This is a genomic window from Streptomyces xiaopingdaonensis (assembly GCF_000262345.1).
GTDB classification, from domain to species: domain Bacteria; phylum Actinomycetota; class Actinomycetes; order Streptomycetales; family Streptomycetaceae; genus Streptomyces; species Streptomyces xiaopingdaonensis.
Map to the genome: position 1 here is coordinate 1 of NZ_AJTQ01000183.1, position 25,219 is coordinate 25,219.

Consider the following 25,219-nt stretch of genomic DNA (forward strand, 5'->3'; position numbering starts at 1 on the left):
GCTGGCCGGAGGCCGGGTTCCGTGCTCGCGCACCGCCCGGCACGCCGGGTGGGCGCACGGGAGCGCGTGCGCGTGTGTATCAGCCGTCACGCTGATCGCGTAGGCTGGTCGGGCACGTTTTCAGATCTCCATGGCAAACGTTTCCGCGGGCCTGCTGCGAGGTTTCGCGGCCCGCGTCGGGAGTGCCGAGGGAAGGGTCTCTGATGGAGTTCCGTGTTCTCGGCCCGCTGGAGGTCCGGGACCAGCGGGGCGAGCAACTGCCGGTGAGTGCGCCGATGTTGAGGGCGCTGCTGGCGACACTGGTACTGCGCACCGGACACGTGGTGACGGTGGAGGACCTGGCGCACCAGCTCTGGGGCGAGGAACCGCCGGCCTCCATCAGAACGGCGATCCGCAACTACGTGATGCGGCTGCGCAAGGCGCTCCGCGAGGACCGCATCAACACCAGCGCGGGCGGCTACCAGCTCCTCGCCGCGCGTGAGGAAACGGACCTCGGCCAGTTCCAGGCGCTCCACTCGCACTCGCGCGAGCTGACTTCCACCGATCCGGCCGCCGCGGCCGAACTCCTCGACGAGGCACTGTCGTTGTGGCGCGGCAAGCCGCTCACCGGCATCGGGGACTGCCCGCTCCGCACCGTCCACCAGCCGCGGCTGGAGGAACTGCGCCTCACGACCGCGGAGGAGCGGTTCGACCTCCGTCTCGCGCTGGGCGAGCACGAGGTGCTCGTCGAGGAGCTTCTCGCCGCCGTCAGGGAGCACCCGCTGCGCGAACGGCTCACCCGCCAGTTGATGCTCGCGCTGCACCGCAGCGGCAGGAGCGCCGAGGCACTCGGCGTCCTCCGGGAGGCGCGCCGCGCGCTCGTCGACGAACTGGCCATCGAACCAGGCCCGGATCTGCGGGAGTTGGAGCGGGCGATCCTTCGCGGGGACGCCGCGCTGGAGGCGCCGCGCCGGACCCGTACGGAGACTGTCGCCCCTGCCGCGGAGGGTGTGCAGCAGCTCGTTCAGGAACCGGGACCCGAGCCCCGCGAACCGGCGGAGAGCACGGTCCTGCCCACCGAGTTCCCCGCCGCACCCGCGACGTTCGTCGCGCGCGGAGTGGAGATCGCCAAGCTCCGCGAGTGGCTCACGGGCGCTGTGGCCGCACCCGCCGTGTGCCTCATCGACGGTGCGGGGGGCGTCGGGAAGTCCACGCTCGCGCTGCGCTCCGCGCACGAGTCGGCCGACCGCTTCCCCGACGGCATGGTCCACGTCGACCTGCGCGGAGCCGACCCGCAGAGCCCGCCGCTCGGCACCGACGACGCGGTGCGCCAACTGCTGCGCGCCCTGGGCGAGCCGCCCGACTCGGTGCCGCCCGATTCGACGGCCGCCCTCGAGCACTACCAACGACTCGTGCGGCAGCGGCAGTTGCTCGTCCTCCTCGACAACGCGCACAGTTCGGAGCAGGTGCGGCCACTGCTGCCGAGCCGCGCCGGCTCCGCCTGCCTCGTCACCTCGCGCACCGTGCTGACGGGCCTGCCGGGCGCCCGGCATCTGCACCTGGACACGCTGCAACCGGCCGACGCGGTGGCGCTGGTGCGGACGGTGTCCGGCACCGCCGATCCGGCCGGCGAGGCGCAGTGGCACGAACTCGTCGAGCTGTGCGGGCGGTTGCCGCTCGCACTGCACGTGATCGCGGTGCGCATGGCGTCGAGGCCGCGCTGGTCGGTGGCCGATTGGACGGAGACACTGCGCGACGAGCGCCGCCGCCTCACCGAACTCGTCGTCGCCGACCGCGACGTCCGCGCGAGCCTCCTCGTCAGCATCGAGCAGCTCCGCGACAGCGGTGACCCCCTCGATCGCGGCGCCGCCGAACTCTTCCCACTGCTCGGCGCGGCCGCCATCGGCCGGCACACGGCGCAGACGGCGGCAGCGCTGACCGGCGCCGAAGGGCCCGCAGTGAAGGGCGCGTTGGAGCGGCTCACCGACGCGCAACTCGCCGAGAGCCCGCGGCCGGGCCAGTACGCCCTCCACGACCTGGTGCGCGCCACCGCCGCGGGCGAGGCGGAGTCACTGCCGCGCGCACGCGTCGGCGAGGCCCTCACCGGGCTCGCGCGTTGGTACCTGGGCACCCTGCACCGCGTCAACGAACCTTTCGCCGGCAACGAGACGAACACGGAGCTCAGCCGCGAGGCTCTCGAGCACTACACAACGGGCCGCTCATTCACGGCCGTTGACGAAGCGGTGGCCTGGGCCGACGCCGCCTGCGACGACGTGGTCCGTTTCGCCGCCCAACTCGCCGACTCTTCCGCGCCCGGCCCCGAGGAGGCGCCGCTCCGCGGCCGAACGTTGGACGACTTCGCGCTCCAGGCGCTCACCGCGCTGGACACCTTCTTCGCCCGGCAGGCCCGCTGGCGCGCACAGAGCAACCTGGCCGAGACGGCGCTGCGGGTCGCGGAGCGGCGCGGGGACCGCTACGGACAGGCCGAGGCGCTCTCCCGGCTCGGGAAGGTGACGGGCCAGCGGGGCGAACCGGTCGCCGCCACACCGCTGTTGGAGCGCAGCATCGCGCTCTTCTCGGAGCTGGGGATGGGGCGGCAGATGGCGGTCGCCAGAAGCAACCTCGTGCCCTGCCTCGCGACACAGGGGCTGCTGCGTGAGGCCATCGAGGTCGGTGAGTCCGCGTTGCGGACCGTCGAGGTGCACGGCCCCGGGCCGCTCGTCATGTCGATCCGCAACAACCTGGGCAGGTGCCACCTCCACCTCGGCGACCACGAGCAGGCGTACGAGCTGCTGCTGCACAACTACCGCGGCACCACCTCGCCCGCGTACCGCGCCAACACCGCCCACTCGCTCGGCGAATACCACATGTTCCGGGAGGAGTTCGCCGAGGCCGCCGAGTGGGCGAGGACGTCCCTCTCCGAGGGCGAGCACTTGGACCCGCTCTCCAGGGCGGAGGCGTACGCGCTGCTGGCGGCCGCCCTGCGCGGCATGGGCCGCGCCGAGGAAGCGGGTGCGGCGGACGCCGACGCGAGGGAGCTGCTCGACCGCCTCAACGCGCGGGAGGCGGCGCAGCTCCGTCTGAAGCTGGGTCGGGGCGAGGTCCCGTCGGAATCGGAGCCCGCCGGGCACGGGTGAGCGGCCGCGGGTGCGGGTGCCTTGATGCGGGGCGCAGTTGCCCGCGCATGGCGTAGTGTCCGCCCGACGGCGGGAAGCCGCTGCGGACCGAGGCCCGTGGAGAGCGCAGAGACGCGGGTGGGTGAGAGCACCGCAGGCTGACACCGTTCGCATCCCGCCGCCGGGCCGGTGCGCGCTGACGCACCGGCCGGAACGGTCTCTCGAAAGGCCCGCCCATGCACTCCGCCCCACCGCTCCCGCCGTACGACACCACCGTGCGGGCACTGCGCGCCGCAGGGTGCGTCTTCGCCGAGGACGAGGCCCGCCTCCTCCATGCGGCGGCCGACTCGGCCGCACACCTCGACCGCCTCGTCACCGACCGCGCAGCCGGGTTTCCGCTCGAACACCTCCTCGGCTGGGCGGAGTTCAGCGGGCTGCGCGTCACCGTACGGGCGGGCGTCTTCGTGCCGCGTCGCCGTACGGAGTTCCTCGTCGAGCGCGCCGTCGAAGCCGCCCCGGAAGCCGCGTGCGTGGTCGACCTCTGCTGCGGAACGGGCGCGCTCGGCGCCGCGCTCGCACGGCTCCGCCCCGCGGTGCAGCTCCACGCCGCGGACGTCGACGCGGAGGCCGTCGCCTGCGCCCGCGTCAACACGGCCCCGTTCGGCGGCGTCGTCCACGGCGGCGACCTCTTCGACGCGCTCCCGGCCGGTCTGCGCGGCCGGATCGACGTGCTCCTCTGCAACGTCCCGTACGTACCCACGGGCGAGTTGGCGCTGCTGCCGGGAGAGGCGCGGCTCCACGAGGACCGGCGCGCCCTCGACGGCGGCCGTGACGGACTCGACGTGCTCCGTCGGGTCGTCGCCGAGGCACCGCAGTGGCTCGCCCCCGGCGGAAAGCTCTTCTCCGAGGCCGTCGAGCGCCAGATCCCCGCGGCGACGGCGGCGGCACGGACCGCCGGGCTTCTCCCCGAGGTCGCGCACGACGAGCAGCGGGAGGCTTCGGTACTGATCGCCGCGAGGGACGCGGGATGAGCCGTCCGCGGGGGCTGCCCCCTCGCCGTTCAACTCTGTTGGCGGACGGGCGCGTTGGGCGGCTTGTTTCGTCCGCCGGCGGTGTTTCCGCCGGGGGTCGCCCGGGGCGCCCGCTCAGTCGCCCTCCGCGAGACGGGCGATCTCCGCGGCCATGTGCGTGACGTAGGCGTCGAGTTCGGCACTCGGCCACGCGGCGGGCTCCCCGGCTTCGCCCTCGTAGACGGCGAGCGCCTGCGCGAGGATCGGGCGGTACTGCTGCGGGAGCCTGCCGAGCGTGCAGGAAGCGCCCTCCGCCTTCGAGTGGAAGCGGTCGGTGCTGAGCGTCGCGTGGATGCGGGCAAGCGTGAGGACGACGTTGCGGGTGTCCTCCTCCGCCTCGGCACGCAGCGGCTCAACGGCCGCCGAGCCGGCGCGGCGCACGTCCCGCCACGGCACCGCATCGAGGAGGCGCCGCGGCGGCGGACCGGCAAGCGGGGTGTCGGCTGCCAGGGTCATGGCGAGGAGCACCGCCAGATCCTCGTCGTTCCCCGGCTGCGGCACCTCACCGCGCTCGTAGCTCTCCCTGCACCACTCGCCGTACTGGAAGTCGCAGCGCGGCGGGTACCGCCACGGCCGCACGTCCGACTCCACGACGACCGTCAACTCCACGGGGCGCAACCCTTGTTGCCCGTCGGGCGGCCCCGAGACCCCGCCCAGCAGCCCGTCGACGAGCGCGCGCCGCTCCTCCGTGCCAAGAGAGCGGCCGGCGACGACGAGCACGTCGAGGTCGCTGTACGGGCACAGCCCGCCGCGGAGCACGGCCGAACCGTACTGGTAGGCACCGCGCACGTTCGGCCCGAGCACGCGCTCCACCAGGTGCACGACGTCGGAGAGTTGGGTCATGGGGGCCTCTGCGGGACGGAAGCGGCGGGAACGCAGACGGTAGGCGCCGGTCCGGGCGCGAGCAACGGCATTTCGAGGGCGGCCCGGCGGAGGACGCCGGTACGTGGTCTTCCGTACGCTTCGAGCCCGGAGGGAATCGAGCCTTCGAGCGAGGCCCGGCATGCACACGTCTCCCCCGGGCCGGACCGCTTACGAGATGAGGCGGCTGGTGAAGCCGTCGCGGACGAGGGACGCGTACGCGGCATGCACGTTCTCCGGGACCTCCTGCTCGGTGGCGAATCCGAGCTTCGGGTACTCGATGACCCGCTGGAGGTCGCCGACGAGCATGTCCAGGACGAGCCTCTCGTCGCCGATGGAATTCACGTAGTCGTCCAACCCCCATGGCTCCGAGGCGCAGACGACATCGACGTCAGGCCACAGCTTGCGGGCGGTCGCGAACGCACGCCGTTCCATATAGGGCTTGGAGACGAGCAGCACCGAAGCCGGGTGCATACCGGCCGCGGCGAGGAGCTTCCGCGAGAACGTGATGTTCTGACCGGTGTTGCCCGCGTTCGGCTCCAGCAGGATCGCCTCGGCAGGAACGCCGAGATCGATGGCGTGCTCCCGGTAGTGGACGGCCTCGCCACGCGGGAAAACCTCAGCGGTAGTGGGGCTGTTGCCGCCGGTGCACACCAGGGTCTTGAAGAAGCCCTCCCGGTACAGGTCGGCCGAACGAGCAGCGACGCCGAGGTCGTGGCTGCCCAGCCCGATCGCCGCGTCAACAGGGCGCAACTCGTGATGCATCCGGTGGTAGTCCCAGATCAACTCAGCCCAGCGCCACTGCTGTTCTGTGATGGCCTGCTGGTTGTCGCTCACACGTCTCCAATCGCCCCTGCCTCGGACTATCGTGGCGACAGTGGCAGGGGCTGTGCAGGACCACGCACTACGCGCCGAACTGCCCATTACAGATACCGGACACGAAGCGCCTCCACGAAGCAGTCGTGAAAGCCAGCACGGGACCTTCCACGATTTTGGAGTCCCGCACCGGTACGGCGCCCTCGGACGCCTGGCCGGGGGCCCACTCGATGCACTGGCCACCATTGCCGCTGTATGAGGACTTCAACCAAAGGAGGTGTTCGGTCATCAAGAACTGCCCTTTCGGAACGACTCGATCATGGCCGTTGTGGTCGCCCTCCACACTCCAGCCGGGCGAACACCTCACCACCGCCCCCAAGTTCTGCGCCGAGGTCGGGCCTCTTGTCGTCAACCACCGCGCTGTACCCGGCAGGCATCCTGCAACTGCGGGCTAACCGTCGAACCGCCCACGCCGAACCGCACCGACGAAGCTCGCGAACGCGCTCGGAGCGACAGCCAGCGAAAGGGACCGATCCTTGGTGTCCCGGACGGGAACCACACCGCGCAGGGCGGCGAGGTTGGTGGCGACCTCTACGCAGTCGCCGCCGTTGTCGCTGTAGGAGGACGTGAACCAGCGGGGGGACTCGGTCGTCACAGGGCACCCTTTCGCAACTGCTCGATCATGACCACGGACGCCGCCTGTGACAGCGCTTCGCCCTGTAGTTGATGGTAGGCCATCAGTATGGGCACCACGGAGGCGCTGTCCCGGTCCAGGTGTCCTTGGACCTGAGCCTCGGCGTAGCAGATAACGGACCGATCCGGCATCGTCAGAAGATTCACCGGAAGATTGAAAGTTCGGCGTTCACCGATCTCGTACGGTGCAATCTGCAGCAACGAGTTCGGCAGCTCTGCGAACTCCACCAGGTGAGCCAACTGAGCATCCATAACGGCGTCCCCGCCGACAGGACGCCGAATGCAGCTTTCGTCCATGGTCACGAACACCATGGGCGGCTTGGCCCTGAACACCGCTTCCTGCCGTTCCGCCTGGAAAGAGACGCGTTCATCGGCTTGGGCAGGCGTGATGGCACCCCGTCGCACAGCGCTGTCCGCCAGCACCCGCGCGTACTCCGGCGTCTGCAACAGCCCCGGGATGATCCCGATGTTGAAGAGCCGGATCTCCACCGCCCGCTCCTCGTACCCCACGTACTCCGGAAATCCCTCCAGCAACGAGCCGTGCCGCATCTCGCGCCACTCGCGCTCGAAGGACTCGTCCGTGTCGGCGACGTCCAGGACGCGATCCAGCTTGCGTGAAAAGGGAAGGGTTGGCGACTTGCGAACAGTTTCAACGGCCGAAATATGCTGACTCGAATATGCCAGGCGCTCGGCCAGCTCTTCCTGCCGCCAGCCGCGCTTCTCCCGCAGTCTGCGCAGGCGGGCCCCGTACGCCGCTGCCGGGCCGCTCTCGGGGTTCAGTTCCTTGCGGTTGACCATCTCTCCCCCAACTCGCCCTTCGCTCCTGATTACTTGAAGGGCTGCTCACCGTAGGTCACGCTGAATGCCTCCGGTAGCGGATCGGCTACAGCGGGCTACAGCCTTGCATGCCCGTACGACACCGACTACCGGGAAGTCCCCCACCTCCTGGCGTGCGACCAGTCGCAGCGTCAGCCCATACCTCCTCGTCCGGGGTGATCCCGCATGTCCAGCACCGTCTACCGCCTGCGTGAGTACACCGTCGTCCGCGACCAAGAACCCGATGCGGAGCCGCACACGTACGCCCTCCAGTGCGCCGTCTGCGCCGAAGGCGGCCCACCGAGCGCCGACGCGCACAAGGCGCACGGCTGGATGCTCGCCCATCTCCGAGCGCGGCCCGGGCACTTGACGTACCGCGAGCACGTCACTCGCCCGTATCGGGCGATCCCCGGGAAGTGGCTGTGAGCGGCGCCGTCCGCACTGCGCGTCGCCGCCTCGCAGCCTGGGCAGGCCCGCTCCTCCTCTTCTCGATCACCGTCGGCATCGGCTTCGTGCTGTGTGCCGCCTGGCTCACCCGGCCGGGAGCGTGACGTGCCCGAGAAGCCCGGACCCGAGCCCGAGCCGAAGGGCCGGCGGTGCCACCACGACGGGCCCCTGACGCCCGACGGCAAACACTGCGCACGCTGCAAGCGCCGGATCTACCTCTAGGAACCCACCATGATCCGCACCGGCTGGTACGAACTCCCAGGCGGACTGGGCCCGTTCGACCTCCACCGCGGTGACCGCGTCCTGCACGGCGGACGCTGGACCACCGTCACCGACCTCTATTCCCCCGGCAGTTCAGGCTGCGGCCGAGTCCTCCACCTCGCCGACGGACGCCTCTATCTCCTGCGACCCGGCGAGCGTCTGCCGGTCTACCGCCGCGCCACGCGCGGCTGAGACTCCGCTCGGGCCCGGTGACCCGCCCCGGACCCGAGCGGGCACCGATCCCGCGCCGCCGCAACGTCAGGACGGGCAGTCGCTGCGGAATGCGGGTGCCCGGCTCCGGCGAACGGCCGCGGGCCGACGGATGCGGCGGTAACCGCTGACCAGCCGCTCGTTGAACAGGCCGGGCCCGTCCGCCGTGGACGGGCCCGGCTCCCACCGTGAGGGGATGACCAGTGCACTGGCACGCGTTCGCCTGGAGCGGCCACCAGGTACCCGATGATTCGGCAGCCGCCGACCCGGCCCAAGCCGTCATGCCCACCGAACTCCACCTGTGGTTCCGCAAGCCCGAAAGCCTCCGCCGCGGCATGTTCCCGGACCCGGAGTCCGCCTACGCGTGGCTCTCCCGGGAACTCCACGAGACCTGTGACGACCGGGAGCGCATGCCCGGCATGCTGGCGCACTACCGGGAGCACCTGACCCTCCGCCAAGATGCGTACGCCGGGTTCTACGCCAGGGGGTCGCTGATCGTTCGCGCACTTCTCACATGCCCCCGCACCGGAGCCGACCAACGCCCGGTAACCTGTCCGGAACCTCCGGCTTAGGCCGGACTCGAACCGTCCCTGTGACCGCTCCCCCGTTGGCGGTCACAGGGGCTCCCTCCTGCCCGAACGCTCCGTCGAGCCCGGGCCGCCGCTCCTCAGCCTGCGCAGCACCCCTCCCCTGCCCGCTCCTCCAGCGCCTCCGCCAACCTGCCACGCACCGCACCCTGCGCCGCGATCCGCGCATCCAGCACCGCGAGCCGCCTTCGCGCCACGGCGAGCCCCTCGGGCGAGGGGGACGCCTGCGTCACGTCGCCGTCGAGACACGGGAGGAAGAAGCGGACGTCCTCCAGCGTGAGGCCGAGGCCGAGGAGGCACCTGATGTTCCGTACACGGGCGGGCGCGCCATGCGAGTAGACGCGGTAGCCGCCGGGGGCGCGCTCGGCGGTGAGGAGGCCGGCCTGCTCGTAGTGGCGCAGCGCGCGGGGCGTGGCACCCGTCGCCGCAGCGAGTTCCCCGATCCGCATATCGACCCCCTCCTTCGAGGCACCAGTCTCACCGCACCATCGCGCCGCCGTCCACCGGCACCACAGCCCCGGTGACGAAGCCCTGTGCGGGCGCGGCGAGTTGGGCCACTACGCGGGCCACCTCATCGGGGCGCCCGAGGCGGCCCGCCGGTGTGGCGGCGAGCTGCCACCGGCGCACCTCCTCGCGCCGCTCGCGGGAGAGGCCCTGGTGCTCGCCGATCGGCGTCTCGATCGCGCCGGGCGCCACCCCCACCACCCGCACGCCCTCGGCGGCGAGTTCCACCGCCCAACTGCGCGTGAGCGCGTCGAGCCCCGCCTTGCTCGCCGCGTACGCGGAGGAGCCGGGCCACCCCCGCTGCCCCAGAGCCGTACCGATGTTGACCACGACGCCCCGCGCCGCGCGCAACGGTGCGAGGAGCGCCTGTGTGAGCAGGACGGGAGCCGTCAGGTTGGTGGCGAGCTGCGTCGTGAGGTCGTCCTCCGTGTACGTGCCGAGGCGGCCGGAGCGCACGATGCCGGCGTTGTTGACGAGTACGTCGAGTCGCCCGCCCCGCTCCCGGACGGCGTGCGCGATCCGTGTGCGCCCCTCTTCGCAGGTCACGTCGGCGGGGAGCGGCCGTATGCGGTCGTGCCCGTCCGCCGTCTCCCGGAGCGATTCCGGTCGCCTGCCGACGGCGAGGACGTGCGCGCCCTCCCCCGCGAAGGTCCTCGCCGTCGCCCTGCCGATGCCCGTACCCGCGCCGGTGACGACGGTGACGCGGCGCTCGCGCGCGGACGAACCGCCCGCCATGACGGTGGTGTCGGTGTCCATGGCGGCATCCTCGGACCCTGCCGCCGGCGTGAAGGTCAAGCACGGGCACGGTCGGGACGACCGCTGACCTGGCGTGCGGCACTCGGTGCGGTGTAGGTGAGGGGGTGGCATGCACTGACGACGGAGGGCACACCCCATGAGCACCATCGCCGCACACGTTCCCGATCCCGTCCGCCGGGTGGCGGTCACCGAGGGAGGGGACGTCGTCCTCGAAGAGGTGCCGGCGCCGGTGCCCGCAGCCGGTGAGGTGCTCGTGCGCACGCGGCTGGTGGGGATCTGCGGCAGCGACGTCCACGCGCGGCGCGGTGAGCACCCTTTCATCTCGCTTCCCTACCGTCCGGGGCACGAGGCGGTCGGGGTCGTCGCCGCGCTCGGTGAGGGCGTCGACGCGCTCGCCGAAGGGGACAGGGTCGTCCTCGAACCCAATCTGGCGTGCGGCGAGTGCCGGCACTGCCGCTCCGGTCGCTACAACATCTGCGTGCATCTGAAGGTGTTCGGGTGCCAGACGGCCGGTGCGCTCGCGGACGCCTTCACCATCGGTGCCGACCGTCTCCACCGCGTGCCCGAGGCGCTCTCCGACCTCCAGGCGGCGCTCGTCGAACCGCTCGCCACCCCCGTGCACGCGGTGCGCCGGGCAGGCGACCTCTCCGGGGCGCGGGTCCTCGTCCTGGGCGCGGGGCCGATCGGCCTGCTGACCGTCGTCGCGGCGCGGGCGGCGGGGGCGGGGGTCGTCGTCGCCACCGACCTGGCGGCCGAAAAGCGCGAGGCAGCACGGGAGTTCGGCGCCGACGCGACCCTCCCCGCGGACGCACCGGACCTGCCGGAGCGCGCCCGCGAACTCCTCGGCGGGCCTGCCGACGCCGCCTTCGACTGCGTCTCCGTCTCCGCGTCGCTCACGCAGGCGGTGCGCTCGGTCGACAAAGGCGGCACCGTCCTCGTCGTGGGCGTGCCGACGGGGCCGCAGACCGTCCCCGTCGATCTGGCGCAGGACCGGGAGTTGACGCTGCGCGGATGCCTGATGTACGTGGCCGACGACGTCCGCAGGGCCGTGGGGCTCCTCGCCGACGGCGCCGTGCCCGTGGAGCGGCTGGTCACCTCCGTCCACTCGCTGGAGCGCGCGGGGGAGGCGTTCGACGCGGCGGGCGGAGGCGGGGAGTTGAAGGTGCTCGTCCGTGCCTCCGGCGGGTGAGGCGTGCCAACGGGGCCTGGGGCAGGGCCCGTTGCGCACGGCGTTCACCCCGCGGTCTCCGAGTGCCACTTGTCTCAGGGCGTACGCCCCTGTACTTCTGTATCCACGATCACACCGGCCCCGGCGCGCGCGGGTTCCGCCGCGCGCCGGGGCATCGGCCCGGAGGGAGCCCGTCATGGAGGAAGTCCCCGCCGCGTCGTGGCGCCGCAGCAGTCGCAGCGGACAGAACGGCGGCAACTGCCTGGAGGTCGCCGACGGCGTCCGAGGGCCCGTCCCCGTGCGCGACTCCAAGGCGCCCGAGGGTCCGGTCCTCCTCGTCCCGCGACGGTCCTGGGCGGCCTGGGTCGCCTTCCTGAAGGACGCGTGAATCCGCCGGCGGGTCAGGTGAGTTCGTCGGCGAGCAGATCCATGAGCAGCCCGTCCCGCCACTCGCCCGTCTGGTGGTCGCGCCAGTACCTGCGCAGCACGCCGACCGGCTGGAACCCGACCTTCCGGTAGCTGGCGATCGCCGGTGCGTTCTCCGCCGCGGGGTCGATGGTGAGGCGGTGGTGCCCGCGGTCGTCGAGGAGCCAGCGGGCGAGGGTGCGGACGGTGTCGGTGCCGAGTCCGGCGCCGGTGCGGCGGGCGGTGAGGAAGACGTCGATCCCGGCGTGCCGGTACTCGGGGTCGCTCTCCTCGGTGAACTGCACGGCACCGATGATCTCGTCGTCGAGGAAGACGGCGAAGGTGTTCTCGTAGCCGTTCGGGGGCGACCACCACGCCGCGACCTCGGGCTCCCTGACGATGCGGTCGAGCGTCTCCGTCTCGCTGTCCTCCACCGGACGAAGGACGACTTTCTCTCCGTGCAGTTCCATGCAGCACATTCTGCACATACACGACCGCGCCGCGTTGATCGCCCCCTGTACGTCGAAGGACCCGGACCGCCGCCGTCCGCCCCTACCCGCGCCGTGATCCCCCTGGGAGACTGCGTTGCGTCGCCCACCGACCGGACAGCGCAGGGGAGTTGACGTCATGAGCGTCGAGCGGACGCACACCCGCAAGACCGGCCCCGTCCCGCAGCCCGCCACCGGATGCCCCGTCGGCGAGGGGGCCGACGGCGTGTGGCAGGTGCGGGGGCACGAGACGGCACGCGCACTCCTGCGCAGCAGCGAGACCCTGCAGGCCGGCCTCGGCATCGAGACGGCGCGCATCATCCCGTCCAGCGTCCGCCGCCCCGTCCTCTACCAGGACGGCGAGGGCCACCGCGACCACCGCCGGCAGACGGCGCGGTTCTTCACGCCCCGCCGCGTCGACGAGGAGTACCGCGGCACCATGGAGCGCGTCGCGGAGGAGCAGCTCGACGTCCTCCGCGCCCGGCGCACCGCCGAACTCTCCGACCTCAGCTTCGAGTTGGCGATCGGTGTGGCGGCGGCCGTGATCGGCCTCACCGAGAGCAGGCCGGGCATCCGCAAGCGCCTCGACGCCTTCTTCCCCCAAAATTTCGGCACCCCGGGATTCACCAGCCTCCACGGCCTGCGCTGGTCGGCACGGCTCGTCAAGAACTGGCTCCGCCTCCACCTCGCCGACGTGCGACCCGCGGTACGGGCACGCCGCAAGCACCGCCGCGACGACCTCATCTCGCACCTCCTCGACGAGGACTACAACACCGTCGAGATACTCAGCGAGTGCCTCACCTTCGCCGCCGCAGGCATGATCACCACCCGCGAGTTCGTCAACGTCGCGGCCTGGCACCTCTTCGACGACCCGAAGCTCCTCGCCCGCTACCGCCGGGCCGACGAGCCCGAGCGCCTCGCGGTGCTCCACGAGATCCTCCGCCTCGAGCCCGTCGTCAACCTGCTGCGCCGCCGCACGACGGCGCCGGTCGCCCTCCCCGCCGAGGAGGGCGAGGTGACCGTCCCCGCAGGCGCCCTCGTCGACATCCGCCTCGACAGCGCCAACACCGACCCCCGCGCCGTCGGCGACGCCCCCCACGACCTCTGCCCCGCACGCCCCCTCCCCTCCGGCACGGCCCCCACGGGGCTCTCCTTCGGCGACGGTCCCCACCGCTGCCCGGGCCGCGACATCGCCATCCTGGAGACCGACGTTTTCCTCACCCGCCTTTTCGCCCTCCCCGGCCTCCGCATGTCCAGCGCCCCGGACGTCAGCTTCAAGCCGTCGATCGGGAGCTATGAACTGCGGGGGTTGGCGGTGGAGTTGGAGGGGACGTGAGAGCGTCACTGCGAGTGATCAGGGACCGCGCCCTCCGCGAGAGCGGCCCCGCAGGGCACACGGAACCGCGCGCCTGCCCCTGCGACGCAGGTCACAAAATTTGACCGGGCCCGCCCCCGGCAGGCAGGCTCCTGTGTCGACAAGCGCACAGCTCACGACGGTTTCTCCCGCTACGGCGGGAGGCGGCCCCCCGCGGACGGACGCCGTCGCTCGACACCTCTGAACGTGCACGACGTACCGGAGAACGCGGACGTCGCTGCGCGTGCACGCTGGCGCTCGGTCCCGTTCGCCTCGTGCCTTGGACGGTCGGTCGTGACCGCCTGTGCCGAAGCTCCCTTCCCCGAGGACGAACATGCCGAGCACCCCTGCCCCTGCCGCCTCCGGCGGCGCCGCGGAAGCGGACGCCCAGGACGGGCGAGAAGGGGCGACAAGCGAAGGCGCCGCGAAGGCCGCGGAGCCTCCCGGAAAACCCACGCCCCCCGGCGCACGCCGTACGGACCTGCCCGTGGTGGCGGTGAGCGGCGGACTCCTCGCCGCCTTCGTCGTCGTGGCGCTGGTGACGCCGGGCGGGACGGGGATCGTCGTGACGAAGCTCTTCGACGCCGCGGCGCGGTGGTTCGGACCGCTGTGGCAGGTGCTGCTGCTGGCGTTCTTCGTCGTCGCCGTGGCGTTGGCCTTCTCACGGTACGGACGGGTACGGCTGGGCGGTTTCGGGCGTCCCGAGTACCGCAGGTTCCAGTGGATCGCCATGATCATGAGCACCCTGCTCGCCGGGGGCGGGGTGTTCTTCGCCGCGGGTGAACCCGTGCAGCACTTCGCCGAGACGCCGCCGTACTACGAGGGCGTGGAGGCCGGCTCCAACGCGGCGCGGGACTCGGCGCTCGCGCAGAGCTTCGCGCACTGGGGCTTCCTCGCGTGGGCCGTGCTCGGCACGCTCGGCACCATCGTGCTGATGCGCGCGGCCGAGAAGGGCATGCCGCTGCGGCCCCGTACGCTCCTCTACCCGCTCGTCGGCGAGCGGATCGTGCACTCGCGGCTCGGCAAGGCGGTCGACGTCGTCTGCATCATCGCGGTCGTCGCGGGGACCGTCGGGCCGATCGGCTTCCTCGGGCTCCAGGTCTCCTACGGGCTCTCGCACGTCTTCGGGATACCCAACTCCTATCCGGTGCAGCTCGGCATCATCGTGCTGCTCACGGTGGTCGCGGTCACGTCGGTGATCACCGGCATCCACCGCGGCATCCAGATCCTCAGCCGGTTCAACCTCTGGCTCGCCGGGCTCACCATGGTGGTGCTGCTCGCCCTCGGCTCGGTCGGCTTCGTGCTCGACGGCTTCCTCGCCGGGTTCGGCGAGTACGCACGGGACTTCGTGCCGCTCGCGCTGGGCCGCGAGGACCAGGGCTGGCTCGGCACCTGGACGATCTTCTACTTCGGCTGGTTCCTCGGCTACGGCCCGCTGATGTCGATCTTCGTCGCGCGGATCTCGCGCGGCCGCACGCTCCGCGACCTCGTGTGCAGCACGGCGCTCCTCTCGCCCGTCGCGACGATGGTGTGGTTCAGCGTCTTCGGCGGCACCGGCATCTTCCTCGAGCAGAAGAACCCCGGAGCGATCTCCGGACCGCTGGAGGCGGTCGGGATGGACGCGGCCGTCGTCGCCATGGCGGACAACCTGCCGCTGTCGACGGCCGTCACCGTCATGGTGCTCCTGCTGACCCTCACCTTCGTCGTGACCACCACCGACTCGATGTCGTACAGCATCGCGAAGGCGGGTACCGAGTCCGGTGAACCGAGCGTCGCCGTACGGGCGTTCTGGGCGCTGCTGATGGGCGCCGCGGCCGCGGTGCTCATCATCGTGGGCGACGGCGGGATCACCGCCCTCCAATCCTTCATCGTCGTCACGGCCGTGCCGGTCGCCTTCGTCATGCTGCCGGCGCTGTGGACGGCGCCGCGGATGGCCCGCGAGATGGCGGAGGAACAGGGGATCGCCGCGCGCAAGGCGACGCCCCCGGCCGAGAACGCGGCCGACTCCGGCTCCTAGCTACCGGACAGCCCCCGGATCGCGAAGACCGCCCCGGCGCCGTGCGGCGCCGGGGCGGGCGTATTCACCTGCTGCAACGGTCTTGGCCTGGGGTGTCCCGCTGCCGCACACTGCCCTCCAACCTGCGGCGATCACGCCGGGGTTCACCCATGGGCAAGGGGGCCTCGTGTACCGTCCCGACCTCGATCCCGTCGCGGACAGTCTGGCGCTGTCCGCTCTCTTCGCGGCGCTGCCGCTGTTGACGCTCTTCGTCCTGCTCGGCTGGCTGCGGTGGAAGGCGCACTGGGCCGGGCTGGCGGCGCTCGGCGTCGCCGTCGTGGTGGCGGTCGCCGTGTACGGCATGCCGGTGCAACTGGCGCTGCTCTCGGGTACCGAGGGGGCGGCCTTCGGGCTCGTACCGATCATGTGGATCGTGGTCGCCGCGCTGTGGGTGTATCAACTCACGGTGGTGAGCGGTAGATTCGAGGACCTGCGCGCGGCCTTCCGGCTGGTGAGCGACGACCGGAGGGTGCAGGCGCTGATCATCGCCTTCTGCTTCGGCGCCCTGCTGGAGGCGCTCGCGGGGTTCGGCGCTCCGGTCGCCATTACTGGTGTCATGCTCATGGCCCTCGGCTTCTCGCCCGTACGCGCCGCCATCACCGTCCTCGTGGCGAACACGGCGCCCGTCGCCTTCGGCGCCATCGCCACGCCGATCATCACGGCCGGCAACCTCACCGGCATCTCCTACGAGGAGATCGGCGCCTACGCCGGCCGGCAGACCCCCCTCCTCGCGCTCTTCGTGCCGCTGCTCCTCGTCGCGCTCGTCGACGGGAAGCGGGGCATCAGGCAGAGCTGGCCCGTGGCGCTCGTCTGCGGTGGCGCCTTCGCCGTGGCGCAGTTCGTCAGCGCCAACTACATCTCCGTCGAACTCACGGACATCATCGCCTCGTTGGTGGCGCTCGCCGCCGTCGTCCTCTTCCTCCGCGTCTGGCAGCCGGAGGCGCCCGACGACGGTCCTGAGGAGGAGGCTGCCGGCCCCGAGGAAGCCGCGACGCCGGCGACGCGGCTCACCGGCGGTCGGATGACGATGGCTTTCGTCCCCTACCTCATCGTCATCGCGGTCTTCTCGCTCGCCAAACTCGTCGACGCCGTCGAGGAGTTCCTCGCCGGCACGGACTTCTCCCTCGGCTGGCCCGGGCTCGACGGCGAGGTCCTCACCACCACGGGCGAGCAGTCCACCACGACCGTCTACGTGCTGCCCTGGCTCTCCTCGCCCGGCTCGCTGCTGCTGCTCTGCGGCATCCTCGTCGCCGCCGTCTACCGGGTACGGGCCAAGGAAGCCGTCGTCGAATTCGGGCGCACCGTCGCCTCGTTGAAGTGGGCGCTGCTCACTGTGGCCTCCGTGCTCGCGCTCGCCTACGTGATGAACCTCTCCGGTCAGACGATCACCATCGGCACCTGGATCGCGGGCACGGGCGCGGCCTTCGCCTTCCTCTCCCCCATCCTCGGCTGGCTCGGCACCGCCGTCACCGGCTCCGACACCTCCGCCAACGCGCTCTTCGCCACGCTCCAGCAGACCGCGGCGGGCAGGGCTGGGCTCGACCCGACGCTGCTCGTCGCGGCGAACACCTCGGGCGGCGTCGTCGGCAAGATGATCAGCCCGCAGAACCTCACCATCGCCGCAACGGCAGTCGGCCTCCTCGGGCGCGAATCCGAACTCTTCCGGAAGGCGATCGGCTGGAGCCTCGTCCTCCTCCTCGCGCTCTGCACCCTGGTCTTCCTCCAGGCACACGTCATCGGAGGGATGATGCCCTGACGCGCGGGGCACGCCCCGACGCAACTCCCCGCGTCCCGGCTTCACGCCCGTGGCGCGGGGATACTCGCGGAGCGAGACGACGGCGTGGCCGGCCGAGCACCGTCCGGCCACGCCGTACGCACAGGAGGCGGGCCCTGCGGCCCGCACCGGGCGACGCGGGCGAGGAGCGGCGGATGAACGCGGGGCAGTCGGGCCGGCCTGACGAGGAGCCGGCGGAGGGAGCGGACACCCGGAGCGGGGAGGCGACCGGCCGGGTGACCGCCGACTACGAGCCGCATCCGCGGCGTTGGAAAGCCCTCAGCGTCTGTCTGACCGTGGGGTTCATGGCGCTGCTCGACGTCTCGATCGTCAACGTCGCGCTTCCCTCGATCGAGAAGGGCCTCGGTGCCTCGGAGTCGGCGCTCTCCTGGATCGTCTCCGGATACGCGCTCACCTTCGGCCTCGTGCTCGTGCCCGCGGGCCGGCTGGGGGACGCCTTCGGGCGGCGGACCGCGTTCCTCGTCGGGCTGGTCTTCTTCACGGTCGCCTCCGCCGCGTGCGGGCTGGCGCAGGGCGCGGCGTGGCTGGTGATCGCGCGGCTCAGCCAGGGCATGGCGGGCGGGCTCCTCAACCCGCAGATCTCCGGCATGATCCAGCAACTCTTCCGCGGGGCCGAGCGGGGCAAGGCGTTCGGGCTGCTCGGCATGACGATCGGCGTCTCGACCGCGGTCGGGCCGCTCGCCGGGGGGCTCCTCATCCAGGCGTTCGGTGCCGACGAAGGCTGGCGGTGGGTCTTCTTCGTGAACCTGCCCATCGGGGCCGGCGCCTTCCTGCTGGCGCTCTGGCTCGTCCCGCCGGCCTGCGCGGAGAAGGTGAGCGAGGGACGGACGTCGCTCGACCCCGTCGGCATCGCGCTCCTCGGCGCCGGGGTGCTCGCCGTGCTGCTGCCGCTCGTGGAGGCGCAGCAGTGGAAGGGGCAGGGCAAGTGGCTGCTCGCCGCGGGCGGTGTGGTCCTGCTCGTCGTCTTCACGTTCTGGGAGCGGCACTACACGCGCAAGGGGCGGGAACCGCTCGTCGACCTCTCGCTCTTCAACCGCCGCTCGTACACGCTCGGCACCGTGCTCGCGCTGCTGTACTTCGCCGGGTTCACGACGCTCTTCTTCATCTTCACGCTCTACCTCCAGCAGGGCCTCGGCTACGTCGCGCTCCAGGCGGGGCTCACGCTGACGCCGTTCGCGCTCGGCTCGGCGCTGAGCGCGGGGCTCGGCGGGCGGATCGTCACCAGGGTCGGGCGGCCGCTCGTCGCCATGGGGCTCGTACTCGTCTTTCTCGGGCTGTGCGGGGCGCTGTTGACGGTGCGGTGGGTGCCCGAGGGGCACGTCGGCTGGGTGCTGGCGGCGCCGCTCCTCGTCGCCGGTGTGGGGTCGGGGCTGGTCATCTCGCCGAACCAGACGCTGACGCTCCACGAAGTGCCGGTCGCGCGCGGCGGCACGGCGGGCGGGATGCTCCAGACCGGTCAGCGGATCGGCTCGGCCGCGGGGATCGCCTCGGTCGGCGCCGTCTTCTTCGCACATGTCGCGGAGACGCACGACTGGTCGGGGGCGCTCCAGGCGGCGCTGCTCACCGCGCTCGCGTTCGTGCTCGGCGCGCTCGTCGTCGCGGTCGCCGACGTCTACACCTCGCGGCGGGTGCGTTCCTGACCTGCGGGCCCGCGCAGGCGGGACTCGGCCTCGTCCCATCTGCGCGGGCCGCCGCGGGGACGGTAGTGGCGCACGTCCTGGGTGGCGGCGACGAGCGCGCGCATCTCGGCGAGGCCGCCGAGGAGGCCGGCGGCGCGGGCCTGGACGAGGATGTTGCCGACCGCGGTCGCCTCGGCGGGGCCCGCGGTGACGGGGAGGCCCGACGCGTCGGCGGTCCATTGGCAGAGCAGGGCGTTGCGGGAGCCTCCGCCCACGAGGTGGATGCGGCGCGGTGCGCGCCCCGAGAGGCGGGCGGCCTCGCGCAGGGTGCGCCGGTGGGCGAGCGCGAGGCTCTCCAGGATGCAGCGGACGAGCCCGCCCCTGGTGGGCGGCGGCGTCTGCCCGGAGCGGCGGAGGAGGTCGCGGAGCCGGGACGGCATGTCGCCCGGGGGCACGAGGTCGGGGGCGTCCGCGTCGACGAGCGCGGCGAACGGCTCGGCTTCCGCGGCGGCGGCGAGCAGCGCGTCGAGGCTCGAACTCGCGTTGTCCGCCGTCGGGTCGGCGGCGTCTTCGCGCTCCCAGGTCCGGCGGCACTCCTCCAGGAGCCACATGCCCATGAGGTTCCTGAGGTACCGGGTGGTGCCGTCGATGCCGCGCTCGTTGGTGAAGTCGGCCGCGCGGGACTCCTCGGTGAGTACGGGTGCGTCCAGCTCCAGTCCGGCGAGCGACCAGGTGCCGCAGGAGACGTAGCCGAACTCTTCGTCGGCCGCGGGGACGGCGGCGACCGCGGAGGCCGTGTCGTGCGAGGCGACCGTCACCACTGGTGTGTGCGGGGAGAGTTGGGTCTCCTCGGCGACGTGGGGCAGGAGCGTCCCCGCCCGCTGTCCCGGGGAGTACAGGGCGGGGAAGAGCGAACGGGGAGTTCCCAGGCGGGAGATGAGCTCTTCCGACCATCTGCCGGTGCGCGCGTCGAGGAGGCCCGTCGTGGAGGCGTTGGTCTCCTCCGCGCCGACGGCTCCGGTGAGCCAGTGGACCAGCAGGTCGGGCAGGAGCAGCAGGGTGCCGGCCGCCGGGTCCGCCAACCTGGCCCGGGCCGCATGGAGTTGGTAGACGGTGTTGAAGGGGAGGTGCTGGAGGCCGGTGAGGGCGTAGAGCTCGGCCGGGGGGCAGAGGGCGTGGACGGCGGGGACGGCTTCGTCGGTTCGGGCCTCCCTGTGGTGGCGGGGCAGGCCGAGGAGGGCGCCGTCCGCGCCGAGGAGGGCGTAGTCGACGCCCCAGGTGTCGACGCCGATCGACGTGACGTCGGGGATCGTGCGTGCGGCGGCGCGCAGCCCGTCGAGCGTCGACAGGTAGAGCGCCGGGAGGTTCCAGTACAGGCCGTCGGGGAGCCGCACCGGGACGTTGGGGAAGCGGTGCACCTCTGCGAGGTGGAGTGTCCCCGGGCCGACGGCGCCCGTGACCACGCGTCCGCTCGTCGCTCCGAGGTCGACGGCGGCGAACACTGCGACGTCTTCGCCCGAGGCCGCTTTCTTCACTGGTCGCTCCTCCGACTCGGTGCGGGACAAGGCGTGTTGAGCGGCTCACCGCAGGAAGGCGGCTGCGACTCCGGCGTCGACGGGGATGTGCAGCCCGGTCGTGTGCGTGAGGTCGCCGCCGGTGAGCGCGAAGACGGCGGCCGCGACGTGCTCCGGCAGCACCTCGCGCTTGAGCAGGGTGCGTCGGGCGTAGAACTCGCCCAACTCTTCCTCCTCGACGCCGTAGACGGCGGCGCGCCGCGCTCCCCACCCGCCGGCGAAGATCCCGGACCCGCGCACCACACCGTCCGGGTTGACGCCGTTGACGCGGATGCCGTGTTCGCCCAACTCGACGGCGAGCAGGCGCACTTGGTGAGCCTGGTCGGCCTTGGCCGCGGAGTACGCGATGTTGTCGGGGCCGGCCGCCACCGAGTTCTTCGAAGCGACGTAGACGAAGTCCCCACCGAGCCCCTGGTTCTTCATCACGCGCGCGGCCTCGCGGGAGACGAGGAAGGAGCCGCGCGCCATGATGCCGTGCTGGCGGTCCCAGTCCTCCGCGGTGGTCTCCAACAGCGGCTTGGAGAGGGACACCCCGGCGTTGTTGACGACGAGATCGACGCCGCCGAAGGCGAGCACGGCCGCGTCGATGGCCGCCGTGACCTGCTCCTCGCTCGTGACGTCGACGGGAAAGGACACCGCGTGGTCGGTACCGCCCGACTCGCCTGCCACCGCTGCCGCCCGATCCGCCTCCCGGTCCGCCACGACGACGCCGGCGCCCTCGGCGGCGAGTCGCCGCGCCACGGCCCGCCCGATCCCCGACGCCGCGCCCGTCACCAGCGCGACCCGTCCGGCGAGCGGCTTCGCGGGAGGGAGCCGGCGGAGCTTCTCCTCCTCCAGCGCCCAGTATTCGATGCGGAACTTCTCCGCCTCGGGGATCGGCGTGTAGGTGGAGACGGATTCGGCGCCGCGCATCGCGTGGACGGCGTTGACGTAGAACTCGCCTGCCACGCGCGCCGCCTGCTTGTCCCTGCCGAAGGAGAACATGCCGACGCCAGGCACGAGGAAGACGGCGGGATCGGCGCCGCGCATCGCGGGCGAATCGGGCGCCGCGTGTCTCGCGTAGTAGGCGGCGTACTCCTCGCGGTAGGCGGCGTGCAGGGTGCGCAGGCGTCCGAGCGCCTCGTCGAGAGGGGCGTCGGCGGGCAGGTCGAGGACGAGCGGACGGACCTTCGTGCGGAGGAAGTGGTCGGGGCAGGAGGTGCCGAGCGCCGTGAGACGCGGGTGCTCGGAGCCCGCCAGCAGCTCCAACACCGGTGCGGCGTCGGTGAAATGGCCGACCCGGAGCCCGTCCGTCGAGGCCAGGCCGCGGAGGACGGGCGCCAACTCGACGGCGCGCGCCCTGCGTCGGGCGGCGGGGAGCGGCCCGTACCCCGCGAGCCCGGAGCCGAACGGCTGCGGGCGTCCCCGCCGGGTGAGGAACGACTCGGCGGTGCGGATCATCCAGAGCGAGTTGCGTGCGCACTCCTCGGAGGTGTCGCCCCAGGCGGTGATGCCGTGCCCGCCGAGCACGACGCCGACCGCCTGCGGGTTCGCCTCCCGCACCGCGGCGACGTCGAGGCCGAGTTGGAAGCCGGGCCGCCGCCAGGGAATCCACGCCACCCGGTCGCCGAAGCACTCGGCGGTGAGGCTCTCGCCTTCTGCCGCGCAGGCGAGGGCCAGGCCCGAATCCGGGTGGAGGTGGTCGACGTGGGCGGCACCGACGAAGGCGTGCATCGCGGTGTCGATCGACGGGGCGGCGCCGCCCTTGCCGTGGAGGCAGTGGTCGAACGCCGGCACCATCTCGTCCTCGCGGTCGGGGCCCGGGTAGACGCCGGGGAGCGCGCGCAGCCGGTCGAGGCGGAGGACCGCGAGGCCGTCCCTGGTCAGGGCGGCGAGGTCGCCTCCCGAGCCCTTGACCCAGAGCAGGTCCACCGGGCGGCCCGTGACGGGGTCGGTCCCGCTCGTCTTCACCGAGGCGTTGCCGCCGGCGTGGTTGGTGTTGCGCGGGTCGGAGCCGAGGGTGTGCGCGCGCTCCAGGAGCGCGGCTACGTCCGGGGGTGTCTCGGGCACGGGCGTCCTCCTGCGGTTCTCTCGACTGCGGGCGCGAGCACGGGCGTTCAGGCGCCCCATCCGGACTGCCGACCGCCGACCCGGCGGCCGGCGAGGTGTTCCTGGTGTCCCGAGGCGAGGTAGGCGCGCAGCGGGTCGGGGTCGAGGCCCGCCTCGCTTCGGAGGTCGGCGAGGAGAGGGCGCACGTCGGTGTTGTACGCGTCCATAAGCGCCGCGTTGGCGGCGAGGACGTCGCCCTCGCGCTGGGCCGCGCCGAGCGCGTCCGCGTCGACGAGGAGCGCTTTCGCCGTCGCTTCCTGGACGTTCATCACGGAGCGGATCACGGCCGGGATCTTGGGCTCGATGTTGTGGCACTGGTCGAGCATGAAGCGCACCCGGCGCGACGGGTCGAGGCCGCCGTTGCGCGTGGCCTCGTACATGAGGCGGAAGAGTTGGAACGGGTCGGCGGCGCCCGCCATCAGGTCGTCGTCGGCGTAGAAGCGGGAGTTGAGGTCGAAGGCGCCGAGTTTTCCCTCCCGGAGGAGGAGCGCGACGATGAACTCGATGTTGGTGCCCGGTGCGTGGTGCCCGGTGTCGACGCACACCTGCGCCTTCGGCCCCAGGCGCATGCAGTGGGCGTAGGCGGTGCCCCAGTCGGGGACGTCGGTGGTGTAGAAGGACGGCTCGAAGAGCTTGTACTCCAGGATCAGCCGCTGCTCGGTGCCGAGCCGTGCGTAGACCGTCTCCAGCGCTTCGGCGACCCGTCCCTGGCGGTCCGCGATGTCGTCCTGCCCCGGGTAGTTGGTGCCGTCGGCGAACCACAGCTTCACCTCCTGCGAGCCCGTCGCCGCCATGATCTCGACGCATTCCAGGAGGTGCGCGACGGCCCGGCGGCGCACGGCCGGATCGGGGTTGGCGACGGAGCCGAGCCGGTAGGCGTCGTCCTGGAAGACGTTGGCGTTGACCATCCCGATGCGCACGCCGAGGCTGCGTGCGTACGCGGCGAGTTCAGCGTAGTCCGCCACCCGGTCCCAGGGGATGTGGAGGGAGACGACGGGGGCGGCACCGGTGTACGCGTGCACCTGCGCAGCGTCCTCCACCTTCTCGAACGGCGTCCGGGGGACGCCTTGTTGCGCGAATACCTTGAAGCGCGTTCCGGAGTTTCCGTATGCCCACGACGGGGTCTCGATCGCCTGCTTCCGCAACGTCTCCCGCACCGCCGTGAGTTCTGGTTCCGTCATGCCGCTCCTTCGTGAATCGATTCATGACAGTTGGTTCCGGCCGGTGGGTCAACTCGGCCTGCTCGTGCGCTGGTTGACGTCCCGCTCGGCCTCGATCTCGTCGAGCGACTTCCCCGTGGTGTTCGGCATGAAGTAGCCGAGCACCCCGCACACGACGAGGCACCCGGTGAGGAACGCCGCCACCGCCGTCACCCCGGTCGCCGCGAGCACGGGCACGAAGAAGGACCAGATCCCGAGCACGACCCGTGCGACGCCGAACGTGATTCCCTGCGCCGTCCCCCGCAGCATCGTGGGGAAGAGTTCCTGGCTCACGGTCTTGTAGAAGCCCTCGCCGGCCATGGTCTGGCCGATGCCGAAGAGCAGCACGTTGCAGAGGATCACGGGGACGGTGAAAGGCAGCACGAGGAAGAGCCCCCATGCGGCGACCTGCATCGAGGCGCCGATCACCCACATCACCCTGCGGTGGCGATGCCCGGAGTCGGCGAAGCGCATGTAGATGGCGACGGTCCCGACGATGGCGAGCGCGAAGCTCGCGCACTGGAGCGCGACGCTCGTCGCCTGGCCCCCCGCGCCCAGCGTCCTGACCATGTACGGCGTGAAGATCCCGTTGGTCCCCGCCATGAGGTTCCAGGTCAGGTAGATGCCGCCGGTCCACACCAGAGCGCGCAGGTGCGGCCCGCGCAGCAGGTGGCGCACCCCGGCACCGGCCGCCCTCCCGGAGGAGCGGGCGGCCTTCCACACCACGGACTCCGTCATGCCGCGGCGCAGCAGATACGTCACGATCGCCACGACGAAGAGATGGAGGAAGACGATGCGGATGCCGAGGAGGCCGAGCGGCGCCATCGCGAAGGCGAGGAGCAGCACCACGACGGGCCCCAGGTTCCAGGTGACCTGGGTGAGTCCGAGCAGCTTCCCCCGCGCCTTCGACGGCGACAGCTCCCCCACGAGCGCCAGCGAGGTCGGCACGTCGGCCCCGACGGCGACGCCCACCACGAAGGTGCCGGCGAAGAGCATCGACGGGTTGGCCGCGAAGGCGACGAGGAGGATGGCGGCGGCATAGACGAGGAGGTCGTACTGGTAGATGCGCTTCCGCCCGAGCTTGTCACCGAGCCGGCCGCCGATGAACGCCCCGATCGCGGCGCCGATGGCGTTGGGCCCGATCGCGGCGAGGACCCCGACCGCGGTGCCGGAGAGCCCCAACCGGTCCTGGAAGAGGGCGAGTCCGGAGCCGAGGGCGACGATCGACCCCGCGTCGAGGTAGGAGGCCATCCCGGCGAGGACCGTCCACTTCCACTGCTGCTTCGAGACCGACCCGCCGCCGTCAGGACCGTGTCTGCCGGTCGGGGCAGATTCCAGAGACGTCACCGGGACTCCT

General features: G+C 72.0%; 24 protein-coding genes. 12 read left to right on the forward strand and 12 right to left on the reverse strand.

The features are described 5' to 3' along the window. Positions 1 to 203 precede the first annotated feature (203 nt). Complete coding sequence (locus UWG_RS0114720) at positions 204 to 3,116, forward strand: AfsR/SARP family transcriptional regulator (RefSeq protein ID WP_016907984.1); 2,913 nt, start codon at positions 204 to 206, stop codon at positions 3,114 to 3,116. Positions 3,117 to 3,331: 215 nt separating this feature from the next. Further along, positions 3,332 to 4,126 (forward strand): putative protein N(5)-glutamine methyltransferase, encoded by a 795-nt coding sequence (locus tag UWG_RS0114725; protein WP_016907985.1) that lies wholly within the window; start codon positions 3,332 to 3,334, stop codon positions 4,124 to 4,126. A gap of 114 nt (positions 4,127 to 4,240) precedes the next feature. Here UWG_RS0114725 and UWG_RS0114730 read toward each other — a convergent pair whose 3' ends face one another. The 5 genes from UWG_RS0114730 to UWG_RS0114745 form a co-directional block, all read right to left on the reverse strand. Continuing rightward, positions 4,241 to 5,008 carry an aminoglycoside adenylyltransferase family protein gene (locus UWG_RS0114730; protein WP_016907986.1) on the reverse strand — a complete coding sequence of 256 codons (768 nt, stop codon included), beginning with the start codon at positions 5,006 to 5,008 and terminating at the stop codon, positions 4,241 to 4,243. A 189-nt stretch (positions 5,009 to 5,197) separates the two neighbouring features. Beyond that, on the reverse strand, positions 5,198 to 5,863 hold the full coding sequence (locus UWG_RS0114735) for a YdcF family protein (protein WP_016907987.1): 666 nt from the start codon (positions 5,861 to 5,863) through the stop codon (positions 5,198 to 5,200). 67 nt (positions 5,864 to 5,930) lie between these two features. After that, complete coding sequence (locus UWG_RS32185; RefSeq protein ID WP_078495658.1) at positions 5,931 to 6,131, reverse strand: DUF397 domain-containing protein; 201 nt, start codon at positions 6,129 to 6,131, stop codon at positions 5,931 to 5,933. 162 nt (positions 6,132 to 6,293) lie between these two features. Next, positions 6,294 to 6,497, reverse strand: coding sequence for a DUF397 domain-containing protein (locus UWG_RS0114740; protein WP_016907988.1), 204 nt, complete (start codon positions 6,495 to 6,497; stop codon positions 6,294 to 6,296). Beyond that, the gene (locus tag UWG_RS0114745) at positions 6,494 to 7,333 is read right to left on the reverse strand and encodes a helix-turn-helix domain-containing protein (protein ID WP_016907989.1); all 840 of its coding nucleotides are present in this window, start codon (positions 7,331 to 7,333) and stop codon (positions 6,494 to 6,496) included. The genes UWG_RS0114740 and UWG_RS0114745 overlap by 4 nt, the downstream gene beginning before the upstream one ends. A gap of 204 nt (positions 7,334 to 7,537) precedes the next feature. On the opposite strand from UWG_RS0114745, the gene UWG_RS0114750 reads away from it, so the two are divergent. The 4 genes from UWG_RS0114750 (at position 7,538) to UWG_RS0114770 (ending at position 8,841) form a co-directional block, all read left to right on the forward strand. After that, positions 7,538 to 7,777: a DUF7848 domain-containing protein gene (locus UWG_RS0114750; protein WP_016907990.1), complete on the forward strand. Its 240-nt coding sequence runs from the start codon at positions 7,538 to 7,540 to the stop codon at positions 7,775 to 7,777. Further along, positions 7,774 to 7,902, forward strand: coding sequence for a hypothetical protein (locus UWG_RS33980; RefSeq protein WP_016907991.1), 129 nt, complete (start codon positions 7,774 to 7,776; stop codon positions 7,900 to 7,902). Before UWG_RS0114750 ends, UWG_RS33980 begins: the two co-directional genes overlap by 4 nt. A 127-nt stretch (positions 7,903 to 8,029) precedes the next feature. Next, the gene (locus UWG_RS0114765) at positions 8,030 to 8,251 is read left to right on the forward strand and encodes a hypothetical protein (protein ID WP_016907993.1); all 222 of its coding nucleotides are present in this window, start codon (positions 8,030 to 8,032) and stop codon (positions 8,249 to 8,251) included. Between the two features lie 221 nt (positions 8,252 to 8,472). After that, positions 8,473 to 8,841: a hypothetical protein gene (locus UWG_RS0114770; RefSeq protein WP_016907994.1), complete on the forward strand. Its 369-nt coding sequence runs from the start codon at positions 8,473 to 8,475 to the stop codon at positions 8,839 to 8,841. 95 nt (positions 8,842 to 8,936) lie between these two features. Here the strand turns inward: UWG_RS0114770 and UWG_RS0114775 are convergent, their stop codons facing one another. Both UWG_RS0114775 and UWG_RS0114780 read right to left on the reverse strand, forming a co-directional pair. After that, on the reverse strand, positions 8,937 to 9,305 hold the full coding sequence (locus tag UWG_RS0114775; RefSeq protein ID WP_016907995.1) for a MerR family transcriptional regulator: 369 nt from the start codon (positions 9,303 to 9,305) through the stop codon (positions 8,937 to 8,939). 28 nt (positions 9,306 to 9,333) lie between these two features. Continuing rightward, complete coding sequence (locus UWG_RS0114780; protein ID WP_016907996.1) at positions 9,334 to 10,116, reverse strand: SDR family NAD(P)-dependent oxidoreductase; 783 nt, start codon at positions 10,114 to 10,116, stop codon at positions 9,334 to 9,336. Positions 10,117 to 10,252: 136 nt separating this feature from the next. Between UWG_RS0114780 and UWG_RS0114785 the strand changes: the two genes are divergently transcribed. Together UWG_RS0114785 and UWG_RS0114790 are read left to right on the forward strand one after the other, a co-directional pair. Then, positions 10,253 to 11,305 carry a zinc-dependent alcohol dehydrogenase gene (locus UWG_RS0114785; protein WP_016907997.1) on the forward strand — a complete coding sequence of 351 codons (1,053 nt, stop codon included), beginning with the start codon at positions 10,253 to 10,255 and terminating at the stop codon, positions 11,303 to 11,305. A gap of 175 nt (positions 11,306 to 11,480) precedes the next feature. Beyond that, on the forward strand, positions 11,481 to 11,672 hold the full coding sequence (locus UWG_RS0114790; protein WP_016907998.1) for a DUF397 domain-containing protein: 192 nt from the start codon (positions 11,481 to 11,483) through the stop codon (positions 11,670 to 11,672). Positions 11,673 to 11,685: 13 nt separating this feature from the next. Here UWG_RS0114790 and aac(6') read toward each other — a convergent pair whose 3' ends face one another. Continuing rightward, positions 11,686 to 12,159, reverse strand: a complete 474-nt coding sequence (gene aac(6') / locus UWG_RS0114795) for an aminoglycoside 6'-N-acetyltransferase (protein ID WP_106429966.1) — start codon at positions 12,157 to 12,159, stop codon at positions 11,686 to 11,688. A 157-nt stretch (positions 12,160 to 12,316) separates the two neighbouring features. Here aac(6') and UWG_RS0114800 point away from each other — a divergent pair, with 157 nt between their 5' ends. The 4 genes from UWG_RS0114800 (at position 12,317) to UWG_RS0114815 (ending at position 19,022) form a co-directional block, all read left to right on the forward strand. Further along, positions 12,317 to 13,513: a cytochrome P450 gene (locus UWG_RS0114800; protein ID WP_016908000.1), complete on the forward strand. Its 1,197-nt coding sequence runs from the start codon at positions 12,317 to 12,319 to the stop codon at positions 13,511 to 13,513. Positions 13,514 to 13,865: 352 nt separating this feature from the next. After that, the gene (locus tag UWG_RS0114805; RefSeq protein ID WP_237720095.1) at positions 13,866 to 15,548 is read left to right on the forward strand and encodes a BCCT family transporter; all 1,683 of its coding nucleotides are present in this window, start codon (positions 13,866 to 13,868) and stop codon (positions 15,546 to 15,548) included. A gap of 166 nt (positions 15,549 to 15,714) precedes the next feature. Beyond that, the gene (locus UWG_RS0114810) at positions 15,715 to 17,343 is read left to right on the forward strand and encodes an L-lactate permease (protein WP_016908002.1); all 1,629 of its coding nucleotides are present in this window, start codon (positions 15,715 to 15,717) and stop codon (positions 17,341 to 17,343) included. Positions 17,344 to 17,516: 173 nt separating this feature from the next. Beyond that, a complete protein-coding gene (locus tag UWG_RS0114815; protein ID WP_016908003.1) occupies positions 17,517 to 19,022 on the forward strand; it encodes an MFS transporter in 1,506 nt (501 codons plus the stop codon). Here UWG_RS0114815 and UWG_RS0114820 read toward each other — a convergent pair. Genes UWG_RS0114820 through UWG_RS0114835 form a run of 4 tightly spaced genes read right to left on the reverse strand, consistent with a single transcriptional unit; the run spans position 18,995 to position 25,209 of the window. After that, on the reverse strand, positions 18,995 to 20,536 hold the full coding sequence (locus UWG_RS0114820) for a rhamnulokinase (protein ID WP_016908004.1): 1,542 nt from the start codon (positions 20,534 to 20,536) through the stop codon (positions 18,995 to 18,997). The two genes, UWG_RS0114815 and UWG_RS0114820, sit on opposite strands and share 28 nt — an antisense overlap. Before the next feature lie 45 nt (positions 20,537 to 20,581). Beyond that, positions 20,582 to 22,624, reverse strand: a complete 2,043-nt coding sequence (locus tag UWG_RS0114825; RefSeq protein ID WP_016908005.1) for a bifunctional rhamnulose-1-phosphate aldolase/short-chain dehydrogenase — start codon at positions 22,622 to 22,624, stop codon at positions 20,582 to 20,584. Positions 22,625 to 22,671: 47 nt separating this feature from the next. Then, a complete protein-coding gene (gene rhaI, locus UWG_RS0114830) occupies positions 22,672 to 23,844 on the reverse strand; it encodes an L-rhamnose isomerase (protein WP_016908006.1) in 1,173 nt (390 codons plus the stop codon). Between the two features lie 48 nt (positions 23,845 to 23,892). Further along, on the reverse strand, positions 23,893 to 25,209 hold the full coding sequence (locus UWG_RS0114835; RefSeq protein ID WP_016908007.1) for an MFS transporter: 1,317 nt from the start codon (positions 25,207 to 25,209) through the stop codon (positions 23,893 to 23,895). Positions 25,210 to 25,219: the final 10 nt, after the last annotated feature.

Coding starts and splice junctions, on each gene's coding strand:
- UWG_RS0114720 (WP_016907984.1), top strand. CDS start 204: ATGGAGTTCCGTGTTCTCGGCCCGCTGGAGGTCCGGGACCAGCGGGGC.
- UWG_RS0114725 (WP_016907985.1), top strand. CDS start 3,332: ATGCACTCCGCCCCACCGCTCCCGCCGTACGACACCACCGTGCGGGCA.
- UWG_RS0114730 (WP_016907986.1), bottom strand. CDS start 5,008: ATGACCCAACTCTCCGACGTCGTGCACCTGGTGGAGCGCGTGCTCGGG.
- UWG_RS32185 (WP_078495658.1), bottom strand. CDS start 6,131: ATGACCGAACACCTCCTTTGGTTGAAGTCCTCATACAGCGGCAATGGT.
- UWG_RS0114745 (WP_016907989.1), bottom strand. CDS start 7,333: ATGGTCAACCGCAAGGAACTGAACCCCGAGAGCGGCCCGGCAGCGGCG.
- UWG_RS0114750 (WP_016907990.1), top strand. CDS start 7,538: ATGTCCAGCACCGTCTACCGCCTGCGTGAGTACACCGTCGTCCGCGAC.
- UWG_RS0114765 (WP_016907993.1), top strand. CDS start 8,030: ATGATCCGCACCGGCTGGTACGAACTCCCAGGCGGACTGGGCCCGTTC.
- UWG_RS0114775 (WP_016907995.1), bottom strand. CDS start 9,305: ATGCGGATCGGGGAACTCGCTGCGGCGACGGGTGCCACGCCCCGCGCG.
- UWG_RS0114780 (WP_016907996.1), bottom strand. CDS start 10,116: ATGGACACCGACACCACCGTCATGGCGGGCGGTTCGTCCGCGCGCGAG.
- UWG_RS0114785 (WP_016907997.1), top strand. CDS start 10,253: ATGAGCACCATCGCCGCACACGTTCCCGATCCCGTCCGCCGGGTGGCG.
- UWG_RS0114790 (WP_016907998.1), top strand. CDS start 11,481: ATGGAGGAAGTCCCCGCCGCGTCGTGGCGCCGCAGCAGTCGCAGCGGA.
- UWG_RS0114800 (WP_016908000.1), top strand. CDS start 12,317: ATGAGCGTCGAGCGGACGCACACCCGCAAGACCGGCCCCGTCCCGCAG.
- UWG_RS0114805 (WP_237720095.1), top strand. CDS start 13,866: ATGCCGAGCACCCCTGCCCCTGCCGCCTCCGGCGGCGCCGCGGAAGCG.
- UWG_RS0114815 (WP_016908003.1), top strand. CDS start 17,517: ATGAACGCGGGGCAGTCGGGCCGGCCTGACGAGGAGCCGGCGGAGGGA.
- rhaI (WP_016908006.1), bottom strand. CDS start 23,844: ATGACGGAACCAGAACTCACGGCGGTGCGGGAGACGTTGCGGAAGCAG.